The following is a 19,445-nucleotide window of genomic DNA, read 5'->3' on the forward strand; positions in this document are numbered from 1 at the left end:
TTGAAAAAGCCTGTAGACGGGGTCTACAAGCTTTTTTTGTTTATTGATAAACGGGATAGCCCGTTATTTTGATATCTTTCCCTAGTGTTTCTACTGAGAGCTGATCGAGTTCAATGGCGTCACTCATAAGACGTATGCCTTCGCCTCCAAAAAAGGAAGGAGAAAGCCTTCCGCCAATCAGTTTAGGTGCCATATAAATGACTAATTTATCTACAAGCTGCTGTTCTAAAAATGAAGCATTGATCTGGCCGCCGCCTTCAATCATGAGGGAGGAGACATTTTTTTCTCCCAGCATTTGAAGTACTTCTTGAAGGGGCACCCGCGTCTCGCTATCTGTTACAAAGACGCTGACGCCGGCTGCTTCTAAAGCGGCCCGTTTTTCCTCATCTGCTTGTTTTGTTGTAAAGATCCATGTTGGTGCCATCTGATCCGTGACGATCTTTGCTGTCAGCGGAGTTGATAGCTTAGAGTCTAAAACAATGCGAATCGGATGATTTCCATTTGGAATCCGTGCAGTGAGTGAAGGGTCGTCATGAATAACCGTTTGAGCACCGACCAATATCCCATCATTGATACTGCGGATATGATGAGCATCATAACGGGATGTCTCAGATGTAATCCATTTGCTGTCAGACGTAGCAGACGCAATTTTTCCGTCTAATGTAATACCCGCTTTGAGTGTCACGAAAGGTGTTTTTTTCGTAATAAAATGATTAAACACTTCATTCATGAGAATGGATTCCTGTTCAAGTACGCCTGTAATCACTTGGATGCCAGCATCTTGTAAAATGGCAATTCCGCGGCCAGCGACAAGCGGATTCGGGTCAAGAGCCGCCACGACAACGGTTTCGACGCCTGCTTTCACAAGTGCCTCCGCACAAGGACCTGTACGGCCATGGTGAGAACAAGGCTCAAGGGTCACATAAATGGTGGCTCCTTTTGCCTTGTCTCCGGCCATTTTAAGTGCATGAATTTCAGCATGTGGTTCACCGGCTTTCATGTGAGCACCGACACCAACAATTTCATTCTCTCGCACAATCACAGCCCCGACGAGCGGGTTTGGAGATGTCTGACCTTTCATTGCCCGTGCATTTTCAAGTGCTAGATTCATATAACGCTCATGATGTGGCAATCGTACGCACCTCTTGATCCGCCTTCATATGACCTGAGCGGTTAATTTTTGTCTGCAAGTATTTTTCATTGAACTCAGAGACATCACCCCAAAGTGGAATCCGTCCAGAAAGAGAAAGACCTGCATGGCTGATGGCGTCTGTCTTTTTCGGATTATTGGTAATGAGTCTAACTGGCTTTGTACGAAGTGTTTGAAGAACCGCGATGGCCTCTTCATATTGACGCGTGTCATCTTCAAAGCCAAGTGCTTCGTTCGCTTCTACTGTATCGTAGCCGTTTTCTTGAAGGATATAAGCCATGGCTTTCGTGAAAAGTCCAATACCGCGGCCTTCATGGTTGGCTAAATAAAACAGGGCACCTGCACCATTGTCCTCAATCATTCGCATGGACTGCTTCAATTGGAATCCGCAATCGCAGCGCTTGCTTCCGAAAATATCACCAGTGTGGCAAATGGAATGCATGCGGATAAGGGCTTCGTCAGCGTGCTCGAAATCTCCATACACTAGCACGCTTGACTGCTGATGATCGGCAAGCTGGCGGGACGAGAGGCTTTCAATTAAAGCTTCATCTGACAATGGTTCTAACCCATCGTCTTTTAACCATGAATACCAGTTGAACATCACTGTTCTGCCGTCTAAATTCACTGGCAATTTAATGGGTCCAGTGATATATATATACCCGTCTTCTTGCTGTACTCGTTTGATTTTATCTTTTAAAATGGCTGTTTTAACATCTGTGTGTTTGTCCATATTCTGCACCTTCTTTTTTGTCTGTTTCTTCAATCTGTAAACGAACGAGAACGCCAAATGGATCAACGAATTCGTTACTTTTCCCAACTGTTTTCACTGGAGTGCCTGCTTTTGTTAGGCGCTCAACGACGGACTGTCTGTCTGCCTCTTGTGGGAATACGAGTGTATAGCTTCTAATTCCTGAAAAACGTGGATCAATGGCTCCCTTTCGCCCACGTCCCCATGCATTAAAGGCAAGGTGATGGTGGTACACACCAGCTGCGATAAATACGCTTGCTGGTGGAGCCATTCGAATATGAAAACCGAGCGTATTGACATAAAAGGAATCAGCTACTTCTGGGTTCAGATGGAAATGTAAGTGTCCCATCACGGTACCAGCCGGAAGTCCTTCCCACGTCGTATCAGCGGCTTCTTGTAGGAGACCATCTCCATCAAGAGGTGCATTTCCGCCACCTTTCAGTTCTCCATGCTCACCTACCCAAACGTCCTCAGGACGATCAGCATATATTTCTACGCCAATGCCGTCAGGATCACTTAAATAAATGGCTTCACTAAAAAAGTGGTCGCTTGCTCCAATTAAAGGATAGCCTTTTTTGATCACATGTGCCAGCCATGTGCCCAGGTTTTTTCTGGTAGGTAATAAAACAGCAAAATGATAAAGTCCTGGCTCGTGATCAGGCTTCTCCTTGAGCTGTGCATCTTCTTTTAACAAAAGAATGGGTTCCTTTGCATTGCTGCCAAGTGTCACTGTGGAATCTGTCTTATCTAATATAGAAAATCCTAAAATATCTGTATAAAAAGGTATAGAACGCTCAAAGCTGGATACATGTAATTCTGTTACACCCAATCTTAGCTCCTCAATTGTCTTCAAGCTCGGTCATCTCCTTCATGATATATGCATCGGCATGTTCAAATGTTTTTGAAAATCTATAAAATGAATACCTTGTTACTTTTAGTAACTAAACTATATAATAGTTAGTGACTTATTTCAAGTAATTAATTATGTTATAATGAAAAAAAGAGAAAAAAGCGGGAGGGAGTAAGGTATGGCTCAAGAAGATGGCTGTCCAATCACAGATGCCATGGAGATTCTAGGCAAGAAGTGGGTCATTCTCATCATCAATCAGCTTCTGACAGGTCCTAAGCGTTTCTGTCAGCTTGAAAATGAAATGAACATCAGCGGCAGATTATTATCTGAAAGGCTGAAGGATTTAGAGGCTGAAGGACTCGTTGAGAAAAACGTATACCCTGACATTCCAGTACGGATTGAATACGAATTAACAGCGCAAGGGAAGAAAATAGAGCCGATTATTCGTGAAATGTATGCTTGGTCTTTAGAACGTAAAAACAGCAAAAAAGGGGAACATGTCCCTTCCTAATCGATTTCGATCAGACTGTCTGATCGAAATTTTTTGTGTGATTTTCCAGAAATCTAAGTCAATAGTATGAAAAATGATGTTGACAATAAATTCACCCATCATATAAGATCAAGAAGAAGAGGGTTCTTTTCCCTGTAATGGAATGGAGGTCATGCCATGGTATCATGAATGGGACAGATTGCCTAAAACACGTGTCAATACATCATTTAGAAACAGACATCTTTGGCTTTTAAGAAGCAAAGATTTATTTTTTCAACTCAATTGATAATGATTATCATAATCATCTATAAGTATGATCCAGCGCTTATGAAGGTTATTTTTTTTATTGTCCGTTGAGAATAATTATCAATATCATTTAGGAGGGTTCATATGAAAGTCATTCGTTCAACATCACACGCATTATTGCTTTTTAGTTTTGTTCTATTATTTGCTCTAGCCCCGATTAGCTCAGCATCAGCAGCTGGGTTAGCAGATGGTCAACATTCAGCACAATATGTGGTTTGGAAGGCAGATAGCGATTCGACTTCAACAGCGAATACGTATTTTGAAAAACCAGCAAAGCTTGTCGTGAAGGATGGAAAAATCAAAGCACAAGTGACGTTAACAAATAGTTCTTGGATCACTAGCTTTAAAACACTTGAGCAAGGTGTCTACAAAGATGCGAAGGTGATCAGTACAAACACAGCTGCGAATAAGAGAACAGTAGAATTCAACGTGAACAGCCTGACAGAAGTCGTACCAGCAAAAGTGAGCGTCACTGTACCGGCCATCGGATATACAGGTAATTACGACATCCGACTCAAGTTTGATTCAGCATCTGTTCAATAAAAAGGGAGGAAATTCGCTTGATGAAAAAAATGATGAGGCTATCAGTCTTCATGACCGCTTTATTATTGGCATTCATGCTGCCTTTTTCAAACGCACAGGCTGCCACGTTAAAGGATGGTACATACTCCGTCAACTATAATGTGCTCAAGGCTGAAGGAAATGCGGTCTCCATGGCAAATGATTACTGGCTGAAGCCAGCAAAAGTGATTGCAAAAAACGGGAAGCTGACAGTACAAATGACCATTAAAAATAGCAGCTGGGTGACGGAATTTAAAGTGCCCGGAAATGGCGGCTATGTCGATACAACGGTTCTCTCAACCAATAAAAAAGCCAACACAAGGATTGTTCAGTTCCAAGCACAGAGCTTGTCTAAACCAATCAAGTCAAAAATACATGTCACTGTAAAATCTGCTGATTATGATCATGATTATACCATTCAGCTGAAATTTGATGAGAGCAGCATGAAATCACTTTCGTCTAACAGCACAAACAAATCAGCGGGTGAGGCAGAAAAGCAGCAGCCATCAAAAGAATCAACGAAAACATCTGATTCATCCACGACAAAACAAGAAGAGAATCCTCAAACTGGTGATACAAACCAGACAGTGTGGCTCCTTGTACTTGCTCTATGCTCAGGTGGATTTTTAGCAAGAAAGTGGATCATCAAGCATTAAGGAAGGAAGTGTCACCATTTGAAACGTCTTTTACATCTAAAGGCAGCCATTCTGCTCATTTTATTCAGTTTGTTGACTGCATTTCAGATTCCTCAAGGAACGGCACAAGCTGCATCATTTGTTGATGGTGAATACACAGTCGGGTTCACTGTTTTAAAAAATGGCAGCACAGAAGCGTCCATGATGGATACGTATACAGAAAAGCCAGCTAAGCTGATTGTGGAAAATGGCAAAACGACTGCCTATGTCACACTGAAGCAAAGCAAAGAGATTACAGATTTCAAGGTCGAACAAAATGGCAATCTTGTCACCACTGAAACCGTTAGTGAGGATGAAACTGCCAATACACGTGTGATCAAATTTGATGTTGCCGACTTATCAGCCAAATTAAACGGTTGGGTGAAAATTTACTGGGATTTAGGCGGCTTTATTTATGACGAAGCATATGATGTGCAGCTTGCATTCGATCAAAGCAGCCTAACGCTCGTTACACCTGCAAAGCCAGACGATAGCGAAACAAAACCAGATGACCAAACTGGCACAAAGCCAGACGATAGCGAAACAAAACCAGATGACCAAACTGGCACAAAGCCGGACGATAGCGAAACAAAGCCAGATGATCAAACTGGCACAAAGCCAGACGATAACGAAACAAAGCCGGATGATCAAACTGGCACAAAACCAGTGGATTCTACGCAAAATCAACTGAAAGATGGCGAGTACCGCATCAATTACAGTGTGCTCAAAGGGGATGAAGATGAGTCATCTCGGATGAATCAATACTTCTCACATCCTGCATCCTTAACCATCAAAAATGGAAAACGAACCATTTCCTTTACGGTGAAGGACGATACGTCTGTTGCTTCCTTGAAAACAGAGAAAAACGGTTCTTATCAAGAAGTGAAGACTGTCAGTACAGATAAAGCAAAGAACACAAGAGTGGTATCATTTGATGTCGCAGATTTGAAAAAAGCGGTCAAAGGAAAAGTACACGTTGTCGTAGCAGCCGCTCACTATGAGCAAACCTACGATATTCGTTTTCAATTCGATGCAAAGAGTATCGCGCCACTTAAAGCCGGACAGGTAGAGGAAGAAACGCCTGCTACGCCAGAAACGCCTGCTACACCAGAAACACCAAAACCAAACACACCATCACCAGAAACAAATAACGGCGGAGCTGCTCAAGTGACGGCTCAGCTTAAAGACGGTGTATACAAGCTTCCTTTTTCTATGAAGAAAGCAGACAAGGATGAGCTTTCTCGTATGAACGATTACGTCGTGAGCCCTGCGACACTGGTTGTGAAAAATGGCCGCCATTTCGTTTCATATACAGTGAAGAATAGCTCAGCCATCACGTCCTTCCAAGTAGGAACAGGCGGCAAGTTTGAGGAGACGCTTGTTGCAAAAACAGATCAAAAATCAGATACACGAGTGATTCAATATGAAGTCAAAAGCTTAAGCACGGCTCAGGCAGCACGCGTGAAAATTGATATTCCGGCTGCGAATTATCATGAGCAGTACGATGTCCAACTTGTCTATGACACGAAAGGAATTGCTCTTGGTGAAGGAAGCGGGATTCGAACGGTCATTGGAGACGATGAGAGTATTGGCTTTGTCAAAAATCCAAATGATCGCGATTCTCAACCAAATCAACCGAATCAACTTGAGAATTTAGTGCCAGAGGAAACAGGCGCAGAGCAGTTAACTTTTACTCCATCAGATGACCAAACCAAGTCTGAGACTGGACAGCTGAATCCAAAAACAGGAGATACCTCTCTTCTTTGGGTGTATATTCTTTTATTCGGCGGGTCATTATTCGTACTCGTTAGAAAGTATCAAACAAGAACAAGATAAATGGTTTAGTTGAAGTGAGATGCGCCGAGATCATCGACGCATCCACTCTCTTTTTTCGAAAGGGGGCTTCTGTTTTTGAAGCATCGAATGTTATGTACCTTGATCGCTGCCTTCAGTGTGTGCGTGATCTTATCGGGCTGCTCACAGTCAGCTGAAAGCTCAGCAAAAAGCAAAAAAAGCGTAGAATCAAATGCGCGCATTGTGGCAACAACTGTAGCCGCTGTGGAGATCATGGATGCCTTAGAGATCGATCTTGTCGGGGTGCCAACTAGCCAAAAATCCTTGCCAGCTCGTTATAAAGGACTGCCGGAAGTCGGTAATCCAATGAGCCCAGACATGGAAATCATCCAATCACTTCAACCGACAGATGTCCTGTCTGTGACAACCCTTCAATATGATTTAGAGACACCCTTTCAGCAAGCTGGTGTCCCTGCTACATACTTAAATCTCGAGAGCATGGCTAACATGGAAAAGGCGATCACGAAGCTCGGAGATCAGTATGACAGAAAGAAACAAGCCAAGCGCATCGTGACTGATTTTGAACAAAAAAAGAAAGACATACAAGAGAAGACGAAGGGAAAACGAAAGCCATCCGTTCTGATTTTACTTGGTGTACCAGGCAGTTATTTGGTGGCGACAGAGCATTCATATATTGGTGATCTTGTACGTATCGCAGGCGGAGAGAACATTGTCAAAGGTGAGAAAATGGAGTATTTGGCTTCCAATACGGAGTATTTACAAAAAGCCAATCCAGATATCATCCTCCGGGCCGCACATGGGATGCCAGATGAAGTCGTTCGCATGTTTGATCAAGAATTTAAAACAAATGACATTTGGAAGCATTTTCATGCAGTCAAGCAAAACCGGGTGTATGACCTCGAAGAAAGCTTATTCGGGACAACAGGCAATTTAAAGGCAGCAGAAGCATTAGATGAACTAACGCGTATGCTGTATCCGTCATAAGCGGCGAATCTGAATGATAAAAGGACGTTTAAGATGAAAAAAACAGGAGTTTTATTTCTGACAGTCAGTGTCTTACTAGTGTGCGTGTTTATTTATTCCGCCATTACTGGGAGCATTCATGTCACCCCGATTGAATTATTGGAAGGGCTCATCACCGGTCAACATGCACAGGTAGAAATCATTAAAGATCTCAGAATTCCTCGCATGCTCATTGCCATGTTTACAGGGGCCGCCTTATCAGTCTCCGGTGTACTGCTACAGTCGGTCATGAGGAATCCATTAGCTGATGCCGGCGTCATTGGAATTTCATCAGGAGCCAGCTTCTTTTCTTTAATGGCCATAACAGCACTTCCTCAATTTTATTTCTACTCTCCTTTATTTTCGGTGTTAGGCGGAGCCATTGCGTGTTTCCTCGTGTATGTTCTGTCTTGGAAGGGTGGATTAAGCCCCATCCGTATGATTTTGGTTGGGATCGCCATCAATGCCATGTTTACTGGAATGGCTGAAGCATTTGTGACCATTTGCAGTTATTTCAATATCACGATCAATCAGTCAGGACAGTCGAATCTCACGATGAAAACGTGGGGAGATGTCCGTTTAATCGGAGTCTATGGTGTCGTCGGTCTTGTCGTAGCCCTTTTCTTTAGTAGGTGGTGTAACCTCTTGGCTCTTCAGGACAAGACAGCGAAAAATTTAGGATTGCGTGTGACCAGAATGCGCCTTTTGATTTCCATCACAGCTGTATTGCTTGCGGCGGTGACAGCAGCGGTAGCGGGCGTGATCGCGTTTGTCGGTTTGCTTATCCCGCACATTTCAAGAAGACTTGTCGGCTCGGATCACCGGGTACTCATTCCATTTTCTGCGTTAGGCGGGGCTTTGCTGATTCTAACGGCTGATACACTCGGCAGGACGCTTGTCGCGCCAAATGAAATTCCTGCTTCTACGATCATGGCCGTGATTGGCGGACCATTTCTGATCTTTTTACTAAGAAGGGGGGATCGTCTTCATGGACATTCGTGAGGTGTCATTCTCATATGACCAGCAGAAGGACATCGTTCAATCGGTCACCACACACATTGAAAAAGGGAAAATCACAACCATTATCGGTCCGAATGGCTCGGGGAAATCCACACTGCTTTCATTGATGGCGCATAACCATGCGCCAAACAAAGGGCAGATTTACTTAGACGGCCAAGCGCTGAATGCGTTTAAGCCAAAGGAACTGGCAAAAAAGCTCGCTGTCGTTCATCAGCAAAATGAAGCACCGCTTGATTTAACGATCGAAAGGGTCGTGGCATTCGGCAGAACGCCGTATCAGACGATGCGCGGAGGAGACAAGGAAGAGGATGAGAGAGCGATAGAGTGGGCGCTTTCTAGTACAAAGCTAACGGAAAAACGAAAGGTGCCGCTCGCCTCACTGTCAGGCGGTGAGCGGCAGCGAGTATGGATTGCGATGGCACTTGCGCAAAAAACGCCGATCCTTTTCTTAGACGAACCGACAACCTATTTGGATATCTACTATCAATTTGACATTCTTGAGCTGATCCGTGAGCTCAATGTCGTACATGGACTAACAATCGTTATGGTGCTGCACGACATGAACCAAGCTGTCCGCTACAGCGATGTCATCATTGCGATGAAGAATGGGCGGATTATGAGTGAAGGACAACCAAATGATGTGTTAACAGAAGAAAATGTGCGGCACATTTATGATGTGTCCGTCACGATTAAACAGGATGCAGAAACAGGGATGTACATCGTGCCTGTTGGTATATAAGCTGTGCAAAAAGCAGGTGAGACAGTGTGAAAAGACGAAAACGGGTCTGGCAGCGTATGCTGACAATCGTCTGTTTAGGTGTATTCATTTATAGCGGTTCGGCGATTGGCTTAGAACTGTTCGGCTATTATCAAAATCGGCAGGTGCTTGCAAAGGCTCAGACGATGTACGGACATGAGCCAGGAATGAATGAAAACCGGGAGCCAGGAACCATTCGTACATCATTTGATGAACTGCGGAAGGTAAACGATGACATTGTTGGGTGGATCAACATGAAGGACACAATGATCCAGTACCCAATCGTCCAATCTCGCGATAATGCGTTCTACTTAACCCGTAATTACTTAAAAAATGACACCAGGGCAGGCAGTATTTTTATGGATTATCGCAATGACGTCTTGCATGAAAGCCCGAATACTGTGGTGTACGGGCATCGAATGAGGGATGGGTCCATGTTCGCTGGACTCACAAACTATTTAAAAAAGGATTTCTTCGATGAACATCGGACATTTCAATACGATACGCTGTATCAAAGCTATGAGGCGGAGATTTTTGCCGTGTATGAAACAACGGTGGACTTCGATTATATTCAAACCGATTTTCAAGATCTTGGCGAATATGCGCACTACTTGCAAGCTGTGCGGAAAAAATCAATCTATCAAACGAAGACAGACGTGTCCACAGATGACCTCATCCTCACTCTATCGACCTGTGATCATGTGCTTGCACCGAAAAACGGGCGTCTCGTGGTACAGGCAAAGCTAAAGAAAGTTTACTAGAAAAGGAGAGACAGGCGGTTGAAATTTTCACATGTGATTTTCATGGGACTTGTCTTAATGTTACTCCTCGTCGGATGCAGTCAGGCAGCACCTGTAGAGAAAGGGAGCGGACAAGGTGCGCTGAAGATAAAGGACTTTGCCGGCAGAACACTGTCGTTTGAAGACTCCCCTCAGCGTATTGTCTCATTATCGACTGGAGACATGAGCATCCTATATGCCTTAGGCGGCGAGGTGGTCGGTCGTCCGGCCGCCGAATTACCAGAAAGCTTACAACAGGCTACATCTGTCCAAACAATTGGTACAACACATCAATTTGATGTAGAGCTCATCACAAGCTTAAAGCCCGATGTAGTACTTGGGAATGAACAATTAAACAGCAAGGACATCTCTACAATAGAAGGAATTGGTTCACAGCTTCTTTTGACAAGTGCCAATTCAGTAAAGGACATCCAGCGGCAAATTACGTTATTCGGAGATTTGCTAGGGAAGCAGCAAGAGGCAAAAGCGCTTAACAAGCAAATCGATCAGCGGAAAAAGCAGGTCAAACAGCCTCAGAAAAAAGTGAAGACACTCGTTGTATACGGGGCACCTGGCACATATATGGCGGCACTACCTCAATCCTTAAGCGGAGATTTACTGCACATCGCTGGAGGGACGAACATTGCGGAGAATGAACCGGCACTCGAGAAATTCCCTCAATACGCTCAAATCAATGCAGAGAAGGTCATCGAAGCTGATCCTGATCTTATCCTGCTTATGACCCACAGCAATCCTGAAGATGTGAAAGCGGGCTTTATGAGTGAAATGAAGCAGAATGCCGCATGGCACGATGTGTCAGCCGTCAAACATGGACATGTCGAGATTTTGCCTAGTGATCTATTTGGGACGAATCCAGGTGCAGACGTGATGAAAGCGATTGATGAACTAGAGAAAAGATTGAAGCGATTGTCATCATGAAAATGAATGCAGAATTAGATTTTCAAAAAAGACAGTCGAGGCGAAGATGGCTGATACCCGGGCTGTTCATCTCGTTAGTTGTAGGCGCATGTCTAGGACTTGCATTAGGTTCTGTTCAATTAACACTACAAGACTTACTCGCTGCTTTGACGGGGTCAGGTCAGCCTGTCCATGAGAAAATAGTGATGGATTTACGTCTGCCGCGCGTTCTCATCGGTTTCATCGTTGGGGCCTGTCTCGCAGCATCAGGGGCGATTTTACAAGGAGTCGTCCGAAATCCACTCGCTGACCCTGGCATCATCGGTGTGACAGCTGGCGGCGGATTGGCTGCTGTGCTCAGCATGATCGTGTTTCCACAATTCACGTATCTGCTTCCAGCCTCTGCTTTCCTTGGCGCTTTATTAGCGGCACTTGTGGTGTATATGCTCTCATTTGATCAAGGGGTTTCCCCGCTGAAGCTGATTTTGGCGGGAGTGGCAGTCAATGCCCTGCTTGGGGCGGTGATGAATGGGTTTATGGTGCTTTATAGTGAGCGTGTGCAGGCTGTCCTGCCCTTTTTATCAGGAGGATTAAATGGACGGAGCTGGCATCATCTAAGCTTCGTGTCGCCCTATGCGCTCGCTGGATTGTGCCTTTGTTTTTTTGCCATCAAGCCGGCAAATCTTCTTTTGCTTGGCGATGAATCAGCTCAGCTACTCGGTCTCAGAGTAGAGCGCACACGGTTTTTCTTAATTGCACTAGCGGCACTTTTAGCTGGTGCAGCAGTAAGTGTGAGCGGCTTAATAGGCTTTGTCGGACTGGTCGTTCCTCATTTTATCCGTCTTTTAATTGGAGATGACTACCGGTACCTGCTGCCAATCTCAATGCTGGGCGGAGGCGTGCTTGTGGTTTTTGCAGATACAGCGGCAAGGGTATGGTTTACGCCAGTTGAACTGCCTGTCGGTATCTTGCTTGCCTGCATCGGTGCACCTTTCTTCCTCTATTTATTAAAAAAGAAAGGGAGGGGTTAAGTTGGATGTGATCGCTATGGATGACGTGAGTCTCAGTCAAGGAGGCTTTCAGCTCTCATCTATATCAGCAGCTGTTCCTAAAGGAAGCGTGACAGGCATTATTGGACCGAATGGATCAGGTAAGTCGACTTTTATTAAAGCAGCCGCACGCCTTACATCAATCGAAAGCGGCATGATATACATTCACGATATACCGCAAAAAGAGATGACGGCTCAGGAGATTGCAAAGGAGATCGCCGTTCTCATGCAGACGAGGACAGCTATTCCATCTATGACCGTACGGGAGCTGGTCGCACTTGGACGCAGTCCGCATCGTTCGATCTGGAAAAAAAGCTCGAAGACAGATCAAGAAGCGATTGAGTGGGCGCTTGATGTGACCAATAGCCGTATCAATGAAAATAGAATGCTGCATACATTGTCTGGCGGAGAAAGGCAAAAAGCGTATATTGCGATGGCGCTTGCTCAGAAGACAGAGACGATTATTCTGGATGAGCCGACAACTTACCTAGATATTGCGCATCAGCTTGATTTACTAGAGCTACTCAAACAACTGAATAAGACGCATGGAATCACCATTTTAATGGTTCTTCACGACCTGCAGCAGGCAGCAAAATATTGTGACCGCCTCATCGCGATGAAGCGTGGTCAGATTTACCAAATAGGGACACCAAAAGACGTATTAACAGAAAGCTTTTTCAAAGAGGTCTTTGGGATTCAGGCTGAGGTTCACTTAGACGGTGAGCATCCGCTGATTATTCCAATCGCTTCGATCCAACAACAAAAGGGAGATGAACAAAACATGATCATTGTGAATAACCAGGTAAGAGTAGAAAAAGGCAGTGCCGACCACCTCGTCAAACGTTTTAACAAGCAGGGACAAGTAGAATTCATGGAAGGATTTTTAGGCATGGAGGTCTGGGTCACACAGCAGACAACCGATTACGATGAAGTGACCATTCATACACGCTGGAATCGAAAAGAAGACTTCGTGAACTGGACAAAATCTCAGGCATTTGGTGATGCGCACGCTCATGGAAAAGCGAAACCTGAAGGCCTATTGAAAAACAAAATTACGTACTATGAAGTACAAGTGACTAGACCGGCTTTACAGAAAAAAGCCTAAAAAAGAAACAAAGCGCTGCAGCTCACGTGCAGCGCTATTTTTTTGCGTTTTTTTACTTTCTGTCACATTTCTTTGACAAAGTATTCAAACAACTGACACAATACCATCCAATTTTTAGGTAAAATTTACTTTATTTTTGAAGCGTATGGGTGTAAAGTACAGGTATAAATAACTAACCGAATGAAAAGCAAGAGTAAAATTTCACCGAGTAAACCATTTCAAACAGGCTATTATTTGTGAATTGTTGAACAAATAGTGAACATTTTGTGAAATGGTGAGCATAAATATTCAAATCATTCGGCATGTGAAAGTAAGGGAGGATGTAAGGCTGTGAGTGAGCTGTTTTTAGCAAGATTTCAATTTGCTTCAACGACATTATTTCATTTTATTTTTGTTCCTATGTCAATAGGTTTGGTGTTTATCGTTGCATTGATGCAGACCCTTTATGTCGTCAAGAAAAAAGAGATTTATAAAAAAATGGCGAAGTTTTGGGGTCATCTATTCTTACTCAATTTTGCAGTAGGTGTGGTGACAGGGATTCTCCAAGAATTCCAGTTTGGGATGAACTGGTCAGATTATTCAAGGTTTGTCGGTGATGTATTTGGTGCGCCGCTTGCCATTGAAGCACTGCTCGCCTTTTTCCTTGAATCTACATTTATTGGACTTTGGATATTCGGCTGGGATCGCTTGCCGAAGAAGATTCATTTATTGTGTATTTGGCTCGTTTCCCTTGGTACGATCTTTTCGGCGTTTTGGATTTTACTCGCCAACTCATTTATGCAAGAACCAGTTGGATTTGTGATTAAAAATGGCCGTGCAGAAATGAATGATTTTGGCGCTCTTGTAACAAACCCGCAGCTTTGGGTTGAATTCCCGCACGTTCTGTTTGGTGCGCTGGCTACAGGTGCATTCTTTATCGCAGGAGTTAGTGCCTATAAAATGATCAAAAAACAAGAAATCGCCTTTTTCAAAAAATCATTCCAGATTGCGATGGTTCTCGCTTTAATTTCTGGCTTAGGTGTGGCGTTCTCTGGACATGACCAAGCGAAGCACTTAATGGAATCACAGCCGATGAAGATGGCAGCAAGTGAAGCCCTTTGGAAGGATAGTGGAGATCCAGCGGCTTGGACACTATTTGCCAATATTGATACAGATAAAAAAGAAAACTCTGCGGAGATCAATATTCCGTTTGCTTTAAGTTACTTGGCTTATTCAAAATTTAGTGGAGATGTGCCAGGCATGCTGACCCTTCAAAAAGAATATGAAGCAAAGTTTGGTCCTGGAGACTATATTCCGCCAGTAAAAACAACGTTCTGGAGCTTTAGAATCATGGTTGGTGCCGGCATGCTGATGATTTTTGCCAGTATGATTGGCTTGTACTTAAGCTTTAGAAAAAAACTCGAAACGAACAAATGGTTTTTACGCTTCATGGTAGGGATGATTTCATTCCCATTTATTGCGAACTCAGCTGGCTGGATTATGACCGAAATTGGGCGTCAGCCGTGGACGGTCTTTGGAATGATGACGACGGCTCAATCGATTTCACCAAACGTATCGTACGGCATGCTGTTATTCTCAGTCATTAGCTTTACGACGATTTATCTGATTCTTGCCATCTTGCTTGCCTACCTATTCATTCGAGAAATTAAAAAAGGTGCACATTCGGAAGAGGATACAGATCAAAAGGATGAAACGGACCTGTCTACAGATCCATTTGATGGAGGCGCATATCATGGCATATCTTAACGAGATTTGGTTTATTCTTGTCGCAGTATTGTTTGTTGGATTTTTCTTCTTAGAAGGATTTGATTTTGGTGTTGGGATGTCCATGCAGCTACTTGGTAAGGATGCGCACGAACGCCGCATTTTAATTAACACGATTGGACCTTTCTGGGATGCGAATGAGGTCTGGCTGATTACAGCTGGGGGCGCAATTTTCGCTGCTTTCCCGCACTGGTATGCCACGATGTTCAGTGGATACTATATACCGTTTGCGGTTCTCCTCTTAGCGCTCATCGGGCGCGGAGTTGCCTTTGAATTCCGAGGGAAGGTTGAGAAAGCCTCTTGGATCAAAGCATGGGACTGGGTCATCTTCTTTGGCAGTCTGTTGCCACCGTTTTTACTCGGTGTGCTATTCACAAGTATTTTACGCGGGATGCCAATTGATCAAGACATGAACATGTACGCTGGTTTTACGGATTTTGTTAACCTTTATTCAGTGATAGGCGGATTAGCTGTAACGATTCTTTGCCTACTGCACGGATTGATTTTCGTCACACTTCGTACAGAGGGTGATTTAAGAGATCGTGCGAGAAAGCTTGGCAAGCGTGTCCTGCTGATTGCGCTGCCAGTACTTGTCCTATTTGTTGGTGTATCTATCATGGAAACAGACATTTATACGGTACGCCCGATCATCACCATTCCGTTAACTGTTCTCATCGTGGTTTGTTACGTAGCGGCGCTATTCTTTATGAAAAAAGAACGTGATGGCTGGACATTCCTATTCACAGGTGCTGGCATCATGGTGACAGTGACGATGCTTTTCACTGCATTGTTCCCGCGCGTCATGATTAGTTCAATCAACCATACATTTGATTTGACCATTCAAAACGCTGCATCTGGATCTTATTCACTGACGGTCATGACGATTGTTGCCATTTCTTTGCTGCCCTTTGTGCTTGGGTATCAAATTTGGAGCTATTACGTCTTCCGTAAACGTGTAAGCGGTAAGGAGCCAATGACCTACTAATGGATAAACGTTTGCTTCAATTAAAAGGAATAAGAGGGCTTCTTGCCCTCTTAGGTATTGTGTCACTCATCCAAGGAGCAAGTATTATTTTCCAAGCACAGTGGCTGGCACATGCCATTACTACGCTGTTTGACGGGAAAAGCCTTTCGCAGGCAACGCCTTATGTCCTGCTGTTTCTTGCTGCCTTTCTTGTGCGGCACGGTCTCACCTTGATTCGGGAGAAGGTCATGTTTACCTACTCTTCCCGAATTGGAGCAGACATCAGAAAACAGCTGTTAGACCAACTCTTTCGTTTAGGCCCAGCTTTCACAAAGAAAAAGGGTACAGGAAAGCTTGTCACATTAGCGATGGAGGGAATTGCTCAATATCGTCAGTATTTACAGCTGTTTTTACCGAAAATGGTGAACATGGCAGTGATACCGGCAATGGTCCTCATCTATGTTTGGACATTAGACGACACATCTGCTGTTATTTTAATCGTGACGCTACCGATATTAATTATCTTTATGATTTTGCTAGGTCTAGTCGCTCAGCGTAAAGCGGCCAAACAATGGAGATCGTATGAGAAATTATCCAATCATTTTACTGATTCTCTCCGCGGCCTTGAAACGCTTCGTTACTTAGGCATTAGCAAAAAACATTCTCGCAATATCGGGGAAGTGTCAAAGCGATATCGAAAGGCGACCATGAGTACGCTGAAGGTCGCATTTCTTTCATCATTTGCGCTGGATTTCTTTTCCATGCTGTCGATTGCAACCGTCGCTGTCTTTCTTGGCTTGCGATTAATTGAAGGAGAGCTTCTCTTATTGCCGGCTTTGACGGCGCTCATGCTGGCACCAGAATATTTCCTGCCAGTACGTGAAGTGGGAAATGATTATCATGCCACGCTAAATGGAAAAGAAGCGAATGAAGCGATGCAGGTCATTTTAGAAGAAAAGGGCTTCCGCACGCAGGAGACACAATCAGTGCAATTGAACGAGTGGAATGAACAGTCTGCACTCACCCTGCATGATGTGAGTGTCCAGCATGACGAACATGCCCCTTATTCAATTCAGGATGTAGATCTTACTGTCAAAGGGATGAAGAAAATCGGAATCATTGGTGCCAGTGGTTCAGGGAAATCGACGTTAACCGATGTGCTCGGCGGCTTTGTTGAACCGACCTCAGGTCAAATCACACTAAACGGCAATTCGCTTGTGCATTTACAGATGAAGGAATGGCAAAAGGAAGTCGTCTATATGCCTCAGCACCCTTATTTATTTCACATGACATTAAGAGAAAACATTCGTTTTTATGAACCGCATGCAACAGATGAAGAAGTGGAAAGAGCTTCCAGAGAAGCGGGCTTATCTCAGCTCGTGGCGCAGCTACCAAATGGCTTTGATGAGGTCATTGGAGAACAAGGAAGAGGACTAAGCGGCGGACAGGCACAAAGAATTGCGCTTGCGCGAACGGTGCTGGGCAAGCGGTTCATTATGCTGTTAGATGAACCAACGGCACATCTCGATATTGAGACAGAGTATGAATTGAAGAAAACAATGCTTCCGCTGTTTGAAGATAAACTTGTGTTCTTAGCGACACATAGGCTCCATTGGATGCCAGATATGGATGAGATCATTGTCATGGATGAAGGAACAATTGCGGAAATGGGTACACATGAATCATTAATGCAAAGAGAAGGCGTGTATTATCAATTGGTACAGGAGCAAATGGGGGCGGTCACACATGGTAAGTAAAGGCTGGTTTATACCTTATATCAAGGAGAATCAAAAGCTGTTTGCGCTGGTTTTATTTCTAGGGGCAATTGCAGTATTCTCTGCTTCTATGCTGATGTATACGTCAGGATTTCTCATTTCAAAAGCTGCCACAAGACCTGAGAATATACTTATGGTCTACGTCCCAATTGTAGCTGTCCGTACCTTTGGTATTTCACGCTCAGCTGCCCGTTATGCAGAAAGATTGGCGAGCCACCAGCTCATTTTGACCATGATTGAAAAAATGCGTGTCCGCCTATATGACATGGCTGAACGAAGTGCGAAACAGACAAAGCTAGGTACAGGTGAAATGCTAGGGCTCTTGTCAGATGATGTTGAGAGACTACAGGACGCCTATTTAAAAACCATCTTTCCATCCATCGGTGCACTGCTTTTATACGCAGCATCCATTGGGGCACTTGGTCTATTCTCGTGGCCTTTTGCTGGCTTAATGCTGATTTATATGGCACTTCTTGTATTTGTTTTCCCATACGTCACAGTGCTAGTGAACCGGGCGAGACAAACTCAAATGAAAAAAGGCAGAAATGAACTGTATAGCCATTTAACAGATGCCGTCATGGGCGTGAGTGATTGGCTGTTTAGCGGTAGGCAGAAAGATTTTGTGGATGAATATGAAAAGAAAGAAGCGCAGCTGTTAGCGCTTGAAGCAGCCAAGCACCGATTTATCCGTCTGCGCCAGTTTTTGGCACAGCTTATCATTGGAGGAGCTGTTGTGCTTGTCGTGTATTGGAGCGGTTCCGTCGTCCAGTCAGGCTCGATGTCACACACCCTAATTGCAGCCTTCGTGCTTGTGCTTTTTCCGTTAACAGAGGCCTTTCTTCCACTTTCAGATGCAGCAGGTGATATTCCGGTCTATCAGCATGCTGTCAGCAGATTACATCATTATGAAAAGCTTTCGTATGAAGGAGAATCTGAGCGCAAGACAGTTGACCAGTCGGCTGTTTCTCAAAATAAAGCTGTTTCTTTTGAACAAGTGTCCTTTGGGTATGATTTGCACCAACCCGTGCTAAAGCAACTCTCATTTTCACTAAAGCAAGGGGAATCACTTGCTCTCTTAGGGAAAAGCGGTGCAGGAAAATCGACTATTTTGAAATTGTTAGAAGGAGCTGTCGTGCCAAATCAAGGAGCTGTCAGCATTCAGGGGAAACCGGTCGAAAGCATTCGAGAGAACGTGTCTACCTATGTGTCAGTGCTCAATCAGCAGCCGTATTTATTCGATACCTCTGTTTTAAACAATATTCGCTTAGGCTCTCCTCATGCGACAGAGGAACAAGTAAAAGAAGCAGCGAGACAAGTGCAGCTGCACGATACCATCGAATCTTTGCCAGAGGGTTATCACACCGGTGTGCAGGAGACAGGGATTCGTTTCTCAGGGGGAGAAAGACAACGGATGGCGTTAGCCCGTATTTTGCTGCAAAACACCCCGATTGTTGTATTAGATGAGCCCACCGTTGGACTTGACCCACGTACAGAGCGTGAGTTGCTTGAAACCATTTTCCGTGTGTTAAAAGGAAAAACGGTCATTTGGATTACCCATCATCTCACTGGCTGTGAGGCATGTGACCGCATTATGTTTATTGAAGATGGTCAAATTGAGATGCAGGGGGAGCATCAGGAACTACTGAAAGAAAACCCGCGCTATCAAAAATTGTATGAGATGGATCGGCCGTTTTCTACAATATAAATAGATGTAATGA

18 protein-coding genes are annotated in these 19,445 nt (G+C 44.2%); 15 read left to right on the forward strand and 3 right to left on the reverse strand.

All coding sequences use genetic code 11. The annotated features are described in order from the left end of the window. Positions 1-40 precede the first annotated feature (40 nt). The 3 genes from ribD to GPS65_RS00920 are packed head-to-tail and all read right to left on the reverse strand — an operon-like array spanning position 41 to position 2,751. Positions 41-1,132, reverse strand: a complete 1,092-nt coding sequence (ribD, locus tag GPS65_RS00910) for a bifunctional diaminohydroxyphosphoribosylaminopyrimidine deaminase/5-amino-6-(5-phosphoribosylamino)uracil reductase RibD (RefSeq protein WP_119125569.1) — start codon at positions 1,130-1,132, stop codon at positions 41-43. Continuing rightward, positions 1,119-1,880 carry a GTP cyclohydrolase II gene (locus GPS65_RS00915; protein WP_119125568.1) on the reverse strand — a complete coding sequence of 254 codons (762 nt, stop codon included), beginning with the start codon at positions 1,878-1,880 and terminating at the stop codon, positions 1,119-1,121. Before GPS65_RS00915 ends, ribD begins: the two co-directional genes overlap by 14 nt. Then, positions 1,858-2,751, reverse strand: coding sequence for a VOC family protein (locus GPS65_RS00920; protein WP_119125567.1), 894 nt, complete (start codon positions 2,749-2,751; stop codon positions 1,858-1,860). The genes GPS65_RS00915 and GPS65_RS00920 overlap by 23 nt, the downstream gene beginning before the upstream one ends. Before the next feature lie 175 nt (positions 2,752-2,926). Here GPS65_RS00920 and GPS65_RS00925 point away from each other — a divergent pair, with 175 nt between their 5' ends. The 15 genes from GPS65_RS00925 (at position 2,927) to cydC (ending at position 19,432) form a co-directional block, all read left to right on the forward strand. Next, complete coding sequence (locus tag GPS65_RS00925) at positions 2,927-3,259, forward strand: winged helix-turn-helix transcriptional regulator (protein ID WP_012011728.1); 333 nt, start codon at positions 2,927-2,929, stop codon at positions 3,257-3,259. Between the two features lie 369 nt (positions 3,260-3,628). Further along, positions 3,629-4,087 (forward strand): NEAT domain-containing protein, encoded by a 459-nt coding sequence (locus GPS65_RS00930; RefSeq protein WP_119125566.1) that lies wholly within the window; start codon positions 3,629-3,631, stop codon positions 4,085-4,087. Between the two features lie 20 nt (positions 4,088-4,107). Next, positions 4,108-4,761 (forward strand): heme uptake protein IsdC, encoded by a 654-nt coding sequence (gene isdC, locus GPS65_RS00935; RefSeq protein ID WP_119125730.1) that lies wholly within the window; start codon positions 4,108-4,110, stop codon positions 4,759-4,761. 18 nt (positions 4,762-4,779) lie between these two features. After that, a complete protein-coding gene (locus tag GPS65_RS00940; protein ID WP_119125565.1) occupies positions 4,780-6,615 on the forward strand; it encodes an NEAT domain-containing protein in 1,836 nt (611 codons plus the stop codon). A 75-nt stretch (positions 6,616-6,690) separates the two neighbouring features. After that, positions 6,691-7,578 (forward strand): heme ABC transporter substrate-binding protein IsdE, encoded by an 888-nt coding sequence (gene isdE / locus GPS65_RS00945; RefSeq protein ID WP_119125564.1) that lies wholly within the window; start codon positions 6,691-6,693, stop codon positions 7,576-7,578. 33 nt (positions 7,579-7,611) lie between these two features. After that, complete coding sequence (locus GPS65_RS00950) at positions 7,612-8,598, forward strand: FecCD family ABC transporter permease (protein WP_144481797.1); 987 nt, start codon at positions 7,612-7,614, stop codon at positions 8,596-8,598. Further along, on the forward strand, positions 8,585-9,355 hold the full coding sequence (locus tag GPS65_RS00955; RefSeq protein ID WP_144481796.1) for an ABC transporter ATP-binding protein: 771 nt from the start codon (positions 8,585-8,587) through the stop codon (positions 9,353-9,355). The genes GPS65_RS00950 and GPS65_RS00955 overlap by 14 nt, the downstream gene beginning before the upstream one ends. Before the next feature lie 26 nt (positions 9,356-9,381). Continuing rightward, the gene (gene srtB, locus GPS65_RS00960; protein ID WP_144481795.1) at positions 9,382-10,134 is read left to right on the forward strand and encodes a class B sortase; all 753 of its coding nucleotides are present in this window, start codon (positions 9,382-9,384) and stop codon (positions 10,132-10,134) included. A gap of 18 nt (positions 10,135-10,152) precedes the next feature. Further along, a complete protein-coding gene (locus GPS65_RS00965; RefSeq protein WP_119125561.1) occupies positions 10,153-11,091 on the forward strand; it encodes an ABC transporter substrate-binding protein in 939 nt (312 codons plus the stop codon). Further along, entirely contained in the window at positions 11,088-12,101 is a 1,014-nt protein-coding gene (locus GPS65_RS00970) for a FecCD family ABC transporter permease (RefSeq protein WP_119125560.1), read from the forward strand. The genes GPS65_RS00965 and GPS65_RS00970 overlap by 4 nt, the downstream gene beginning before the upstream one ends. Position 12,102: 1 nt before the next feature. Further along, the gene (isdG, locus tag GPS65_RS19595) at positions 12,103-13,224 is read left to right on the forward strand and encodes a heme oxygenase (protein ID WP_088002591.1); all 1,122 of its coding nucleotides are present in this window, start codon (positions 12,103-12,105) and stop codon (positions 13,222-13,224) included. Positions 13,225-13,554: 330 nt separating this feature from the next. Continuing rightward, the gene (locus GPS65_RS00980; protein WP_119125559.1) at positions 13,555-14,970 is read left to right on the forward strand and encodes a cytochrome ubiquinol oxidase subunit I; all 1,416 of its coding nucleotides are present in this window, start codon (positions 13,555-13,557) and stop codon (positions 14,968-14,970) included. Continuing rightward, positions 14,957-15,973 (forward strand): cytochrome d ubiquinol oxidase subunit II, encoded by a 1,017-nt coding sequence (gene cydB, locus GPS65_RS00985; protein WP_088002585.1) that lies wholly within the window; start codon positions 14,957-14,959, stop codon positions 15,971-15,973. The genes GPS65_RS00980 and cydB overlap by 14 nt, the downstream gene beginning before the upstream one ends. After that, positions 15,973-17,709: a thiol reductant ABC exporter subunit CydD gene (gene cydD, locus GPS65_RS00990; protein ID WP_119125558.1), complete on the forward strand. Its 1,737-nt coding sequence runs from the start codon at positions 15,973-15,975 to the stop codon at positions 17,707-17,709. Before cydB ends, cydD begins: the two co-directional genes overlap by 1 nt. Next, a complete protein-coding gene (gene cydC, locus GPS65_RS00995; RefSeq protein ID WP_161985298.1) occupies positions 17,699-19,432 on the forward strand; it encodes a thiol reductant ABC exporter subunit CydC in 1,734 nt (577 codons plus the stop codon). Before cydD ends, cydC begins: the two co-directional genes overlap by 11 nt. Positions 19,433-19,445: the final 13 nt, after the last annotated feature.

The organism is Bacillus pumilus, from assembly GCF_009937765.1.
Lineage (GTDB): Bacteria > Bacillota > Bacilli > Bacillales > Bacillaceae > Bacillus > Bacillus pumilus_O.

What these genes read in the sequence shown, in the direction of transcription:
- isdC (WP_119125730.1), top strand. Translation starts at nt 4,108, where the DNA reads ATGAAAAAAATGATGAGGCTATCAGTCTTCATGACCGCTTTATTATTG.
- GPS65_RS00950 (WP_144481797.1), top strand. Translation starts at nt 7,612, where the DNA reads ATGAAAAAAACAGGAGTTTTATTTCTGACAGTCAGTGTCTTACTAGTG.
- GPS65_RS00955 (WP_144481796.1), top strand. Translation starts at nt 8,585, where the DNA reads ATGGACATTCGTGAGGTGTCATTCTCATATGACCAGCAGAAGGACATC.
- GPS65_RS00970 (WP_119125560.1), top strand. Translation starts at nt 11,088, where the DNA reads ATGAAAATGAATGCAGAATTAGATTTTCAAAAAAGACAGTCGAGGCGA.
- GPS65_RS00925 (WP_012011728.1), top strand. Translation starts at nt 2,927, where the DNA reads ATGGCTCAAGAAGATGGCTGTCCAATCACAGATGCCATGGAGATTCTA.
- GPS65_RS00915 (WP_119125568.1), bottom strand. Translation starts at nt 1,880, where the DNA reads ATGGACAAACACACAGATGTTAAAACAGCCATTTTAAAAGATAAAATC.
- cydD (WP_119125558.1), top strand. Translation starts at nt 15,973, where the DNA reads ATGGATAAACGTTTGCTTCAATTAAAAGGAATAAGAGGGCTTCTTGCC.
- cydC (WP_161985298.1), top strand. Translation starts at nt 17,699, where the DNA reads ATGGTAAGTAAAGGCTGGTTTATACCTTATATCAAGGAGAATCAAAAG.
- cydB (WP_088002585.1), top strand. Translation starts at nt 14,957, where the DNA reads ATGGCATATCTTAACGAGATTTGGTTTATTCTTGTCGCAGTATTGTTT.
- GPS65_RS00930 (WP_119125566.1), top strand. Translation starts at nt 3,629, where the DNA reads ATGAAAGTCATTCGTTCAACATCACACGCATTATTGCTTTTTAGTTTT.